5 protein-coding genes are annotated in these 5830 nt (G+C 73.3%); 1 reads left to right on the plus strand and 4 read right to left on the minus strand.

All coding sequences use genetic code 11. The features are described from left to right. Window positions 1-37: 37 nt before the first annotated feature. Entirely contained in the window at window positions 38-2338 is a 2301-nt protein-coding gene (locus tag ABT085_RS43035; protein ID WP_502982962.1) for a M4 family metallopeptidase, read from the minus strand. A gap of 430 nt (window positions 2339-2768) precedes the next feature. Here ABT085_RS43035 and ABT085_RS43040 point away from each other — a divergent pair, with 430 nt between their 5' ends. Beyond that, window positions 2769-3668 (plus strand): hypothetical protein, encoded by a 900-nt coding sequence (locus ABT085_RS43040; protein WP_351621655.1) that lies wholly within the window; start codon window positions 2769-2771, stop codon window positions 3666-3668. A gap of 35 nt (window positions 3669-3703) precedes the next feature. Here ABT085_RS43040 and ABT085_RS43045 read toward each other — a convergent pair whose 3' ends face one another. From ABT085_RS43045 to ABT085_RS43055, 3 genes are all read right to left on the minus strand, one after another. Further along, the gene (locus ABT085_RS43045; protein WP_351621658.1) at window positions 3704-4309 is read right to left on the minus strand and encodes a GOLPH3/VPS74 family protein; all 606 of its coding nucleotides are present in this window, start codon (window positions 4307-4309) and stop codon (window positions 3704-3706) included. A gap of 145 nt (window positions 4310-4454) precedes the next feature. After that, window positions 4455-4757, minus strand: a complete 303-nt coding sequence (locus ABT085_RS43050; protein WP_351621661.1) for a muconolactone Delta-isomerase family protein — start codon at window positions 4755-4757, stop codon at window positions 4455-4457. A gap of 78 nt (window positions 4758-4835) precedes the next feature. Beyond that, complete coding sequence (locus tag ABT085_RS43055) at window positions 4836-5621, minus strand: SDR family oxidoreductase (protein ID WP_351621664.1); 786 nt, start codon at window positions 5619-5621, stop codon at window positions 4836-4838. Between the last annotated feature and the right edge of the window lie 209 nt (window positions 5622-5830).

Consider the following 5830-nt stretch of genomic DNA (forward strand, 5'->3'; position numbering starts at 1 on the left):
GCCGGTCCGGGCCTGCGCGCGAGCGGGTTTCCCCAGGTCAGGGGGTGAGCTGCCACTGCTTGATGTAGCCCACGTCGATCGCGGCCAGATCCCGTACCCGCAGCTTCCAGGTGCCCTCGACGGGCTGCGCCGAGGCGTCCACGGTGAAGGTCTGGTCGACGTTGTCCGCGGAGCCGCCCGAGCGGTTCAGCAGCGAGTAGACGGTGCCGTCGGGACCCACCAGGTCGACGGTCAGGTCACCGCGGTAGGTGTGCACGATGTCGACGTAGACCTCCGTGGTGGCCGAGGCGTTGCCCGGACGGCCCGTGATGGTGATCGGCGATTCGACCGCCGCGCCGGCGTCCGGGATGTCGACCCGGGTGCCGTTGGCGTAGATGTACGCCACCCGCCAGTGGAAGCCGACGGTCGCGGTCGCGCCGGTGCTGTCGGTCACGGTGACGGTGACGTCGCTGGTGCCGGTGGTGGTGGGAACGCCGGAGATCAGCCCGTCGACGCCGATCGACAGCCCGTCCGGGAGCCCGGTCGCCTCGTACGCGAGCGTGGCGTCGGTGTTGGTGGTGTAGGCGCCGATCCGCAGCGCGACCTGCTGGCCGACGCCGCTGGTCTGGTCACCGACGGGCGCGACGTTGACACCCCGCGCCACCCGGTCGCCGACATGGATCGCGGCCCAGGCACCCGCGACCGCGAGGTAGGTGTCGCTGTAGGCGCCGAAGAGGTCGGCGGCGGCCTGGAGGGTGGCGGTCCGCGCGCCCGCGTAGTCGGTCGTCGAGGTCATGTACGTCGTCAGCGCCCGGTACCAGATCCGCTCGGCGTTCTCGATGCCGATGCCCGTCACGGGCAGACCGTCGTAGGTCGGACTGTCGTACGCGACGCCGTTGACGGTCTTCGCCCCGCTGCCCTCGGACAGCAGGTAGAAGAAGTGGTTCGCGGGGCCGGAGGAGTAGTGGACGTCGATGCCGCCCAGACCGGGGTCCCAGTAGTCGCGGGAGGAACCGTCCCGGGAGGGCTTGTCCATGTAGCGCAGCGGGGTGCCGTTGCCCCGGATGTCGATCTTCTCGCCGACGAGGTAGTCGGGGACGTCGGCCGCCAGATCCGAGTGGAACTCCACCGCGGCGGCGAAGATGTCCGAGGTCGCCTCGTTGAGGCCGCCGGACTCGCCGGAGTACGTCAGGTTGGCGGTGGCGCTGGTGACCCCGTGGCTCATCTCGTGGGCCGCGACGTCCAGCGCGGTCAGCGGCTTGGCGTTGCCGGAGCCGTCGCCGTAGGTCATGCAGAAGCAGGTGTCGGACCAGAAGGCGTTGACGTAGTTGTTGCCGTAGTGGGCCCGGCTGTAGGCGGCGACGCCGTCGTTGCGGATGCCGTTGCGGCCGAAGACGTCCTTGTAGAAGTCCCAGGTCGCCGCCGCCCCGAAGGCCACGTCCACACCAGCGGTCTGCCGGTTGCCCTGGGTCCCGTCGCCCCAGACATCGTTGTCGTCCGTGAAGAGGGTTCCGGTCCCGGAAGTGCCCTGGTTCAGGTCGTACGTACGGTGTCCGGCACGGTCGCCGTCCACGAGCTGGTACGTCGATCCGGACTGCGTGGTGCCGAGCGGCACGGTCCCGCTGTACTGGCCGGTGCCCGTGCCGGTCTCCACGCCCTCGTACTCCTGGACGACCTTGCCCGAGGCCGCGTCGGAGACGACGTGCAGTTCGCTGGGGGTGCCGTCGCTCCGTACGCCCTCGACCACCGACTCCCAGGCCAGCACCGGCCGCCCGGCCGGGGTGGCCCGCACGACGAGCCGGGGGGAAGGCCGTAATGCCTGCGCGGCCGCCGTTCCCGTCCCGGGCGTGGTGGTCTTCCGCGCGACCGCGAGGGCCTTCGCCGCGGCGTCGGCCGCGGGCACCCTCGGCGTGGTCGTCGGCACCGTCAGTGCGGCCGCGGCCGCCCCGGAGACGGTGGTACGGCCGTCGCGCACATGGGTGACGAGGTCGCCGCCGAGCACCGGCAGGCCGGCGTAGGTGCGCTCGTAGCGGGTGTGCGTGGTGCCGTCGGCGTCGCGGGCGACGTCCTTCACCACGAGCCGTTCCCGGGGCCCGAGGCCGAGCGTGCGCGCCGTGTCCGGGGCCGCCGTCCGCGCTCGGCCGACCAGTGCCGTGTGCTGCGCGGGCGACAGGGCGGCCGGGGCGGCACCCGCGCGGGGAGTGGCGACGGTCTTCACGGGACGGGAGTCCGCCGGCGCGGCGGACGCGGGGCCGGCCTGGACGACACCGGCGAGCAGGGTCCCGGCCGCGAGCGCGACGAGGGCCGCGTTTCCTCTGCGGAGCGGGCGGGGGTCTGTGGGGTGAGCTGGTCGTGACAAGGTCTGCTCCTTGTGCGACGGTCGGCCCGTGGTGAGGGCCGAGGGGGAGCGGGCCGCGGTGTGCGGTCCGCCCGGAACGCGCCGCGCCGGGGGTGCGGGGCGCGGCGCGGGGACGCGCGAGGGCGCCCGGCATCGACGGCGGGCGGCGCGCGGAACGAGGGAGGGGGTGGGGGTGGGGGTGGGGGTGGGGGTGGGGGGTGTAGGGGGCGTGAACGGTCGGTGAAGACCCCTACGAGCGTGACAGCAAACCCACAGAGTTGTCATGGACGCATCGTGAGTTCGGCTGGAATTGACCACGTCCTGTCGCGGGTTCATCGCGCGGCGCTCACGCCGGAGCCGGGGGCCGGCCGTCGGCGCCGGGTGTCCCCATACCGTAACGCTCCCTGCCTTCAAGGGACTTGACCGGCCACTCCTGCACTATCTTCACATCATGTCCACGCCACGGGAGCCTTCGCAGCAGCCCCCGCACGACTCAGGGGCGCCGGCACAGCCAACCGCGTATCCGTATCCGAATCCGCAGTCCCCCGGTGCGGGCGGCCCGGGAGCCGTCCCGCCACCGTCACCCCCCGCTCCCCCGGCCGGTCCGCCGACCCTCTACTCCCACCCCGCCCCGGCCGGCGGACCGGCCCTGCCCCCACCGGGCAATCCGTACGCTGCGCCGGGTCCCTACGGCCCCTACCCGGCCGCCCGTCCGTCCGGCACCGGCGGCGCCGGACGGGCGCTGCTGTGGGCCGTGGTCGGCGCGGTGGCCGCCTCCGTACTGTGGGCGGCCGGCCTCTTCGCGCTCGACGGCCTGGGCGCCGCCGCGGACCTGCGCGGCTACGACGCCCCGGCGAACCTCTGCACCGGCTCCGACCACACGTCGTTCAGCAGCGCCTACCCGCTCGCCGACACCTCCCCCACCCACTCCTCGCTGCGGGACGGCGCGTTCGACCAGTCCACCTGCAACGTCGACCTGAAGAAGAGCGGCTCGACCTACGCGGACGCCTACCTCACCATCGACGTGCAGCTGCACAAGAAGACCGACCCCGGGCCGGAGTTCACCGCCGCCTGGAAGAACTACCCCGACAATCACGAGGGTTACGACGTCGACACCGTCGCCGGGATCGGGGACGAGGCCTATCTCGTCAGCCAGGACACGATCAGCGGCTCCACCAGCGGCTCGCTGTACGCCACGCTCGCCGTACGGGACGGCTGGGTCACCTACACGATGACCTACAGCGCCTACCTCACCTCGTACAGCACCGACAGCGACCCACCGCAGCTGGCCGAGGTGACCGGCTGGCTGAAGTCGGACACGAGGTCCACCCTGGAGGAACTGCGCGGCTGACGTCGTGGGCGGGGATCACCGGCACGGATCCCCGGCTATTCGCCGCGCCAGACGTTGTCGAAGGCCGCCTCCTCGATCGCCCGGCGCTGGCGTACCGCCTCCAGTTCCATCACCGCGTCGTGGACGGCGGCCAGCACGGTCACGACCGGCTCGTCCGTCACGTCCAGGGAGCTCTCGGCCGGCTGGTCGACGATCCCGACGGCGGCCGCGAGGGTGGTCAGGACCGGTTCGCGCGCCTCCCAGCGCTCGGTGGCCTCACGGCGGACCGGCGAGTCGGCCGGGGCCGTGCGGGTGACCCGCAGCGGATTCCAGCGGCGGCGCTGCCAGGTGACCTCGCCGTCCCGCTCCAGGGCGGCGAGGTAGGTCCGGGACAGGCCGCGGCCCCGGCGCCACAGCCACTCCTCGACCTGCTCGTACGGCTCCTCGCGGACGAACGTCGACGCGGCCTCGTCCAGCAGGTCGTCCCCGGTGGCCGGAAGCAGGCCGGGCACGATCCGGTCGCCGCGCAGGGTGACGGCCTCCTTGCCGATGAGGTCGATGGCCTCGGCTCCGGCGAGGGCCAGCGACAGATCGCCCGGCTCCACCGGACGCACGGACCGCACGTCCATGGCGACGATCATCAGATCCGTAGATGTGGTCATGAACGACTCCAGGTCAAAGGCATGGACGACAGAGGTCACCGTGCTGCCGGGACGGTATCGCGGGGACGCGGCGAGCGCGCGGTCGAACGCGGCGGGCGTCCGCCACGCTCCGCCGGTCCGGGTGACGCGGAGACCGGCCCGGCCGTCATGCGGAGGAGTCGGACGGCCCCGGGTCGTTGGGGTGGGGCTCGAGCGCGGTGACGACGAGCGTCATCCACGGACGCAGCGGCAGGGTGCCGAGGACCTTCTCCAGCAGTTCGGTCTCGTCGGCGGCCCGCCACAGGCCGATGCTGCGCAGCTCGCCGATCGGACGCCACAGCCGCGCCAGATTCCCGGTGGCGGCCAGTTCCTTCGCCCGGACGGCCTCGGCGGCGCGCCGCCGGTCCACCTCGTCCTGGCTGGTGCCCTCGGGGACGGTGGTGGTGATCTCCACCAGGAAGTCACGCATGGTCCTGCTCCGTTCGGTCGCTGGACGCCCGGCTGCGGACCGGCCGGACCCTGCACGGCGAGGCCGGCCCGGACCGGTTCAGACGATACCGCCGTTGACCCGCACGACCTGGCCGTTGACCCAGTGTCCGGCGGGCGAGGCGAGGAAGCCGACGACCTCGGCGATGTCGGCCGGGGTGCCCAGTCGCTCCAGCGGGGGCTGCGCCGCCAGCGCGGCGACGGTCTCCTCGTCCTTGCCGTCGAGGAGGAGATCGGTGGCCGTCGGGCCGGGGGCGACCGTGTTCACGGTGACGTCCCGGCCGCGCAGTTCCCGGGCGAGGATCAGGGTGAGCGCCTCCACGGCGCCCTTGCTGGCGGAGTAGGCGCCGTAGCGGGGGAAGGCGAGCTCCACCACCGAGGTGGAGAACATGACGAACGCGCCGCCCGGGCGGAGCCTGCGCGCCGTCTGCTGCGCCACGACGAAGGTGCCGCGGATGTTGGTGCGGTGCAGCTTGTCCAGTTCCGTCAGGTCCAGCTCGGCGACCGGCGCGAGATACATCCGGCCGGCCGCGTGGACGACGATGTCGACACCGCCGCCGAACTGCGCCTCGGCGACGTCGAACAGGGCGGCCACCTGCTCCTCCTCGGCCACGTCGGCCTGGAAGGCGAAGGCCTGGCCGCCCGCGGCGATGATGTCCTCCACGGCGGCCTCGGCCTGCTCGCGGTTGCCCGCGTAGTTGACCACGACGGCGTGTCCGTCCGCGGCGAGCCGTCCGACGATCTCTCGGCCGATGCCGCGGGAGCCGCCCGTGACGACGGCCGTACGGCGCTGACCGGTGCCGTCGCCGGGCGTGGCCGGGCTGCCGGCGGGTTCCTGGGCGGGCATGGGGTCTCCTGCCTACGCGAGGGCGGCCGGCGCCTGTACCCACTGCCGCTGCCGGCACCGGTGTCTGTACCTCTCTCCAGCATGCGCCGGTGCCGCGAGGTCAGCCACGGCTGCCGCAACGACAAGGTCGCGCGGGCGGCCCGCGCCCCCCCGCCGCCGGGGCCCCCCGGTGCCCCCGGCCCCCCGCGGCGGCCCGGGGCGGGGGGACC

This window comes from Streptomyces sp. NPDC002265 (genome assembly GCF_040296125.1).
Taxonomy (GTDB): Bacteria; Actinomycetota; Actinomycetes; order Streptomycetales; family Streptomycetaceae; genus Streptomyces.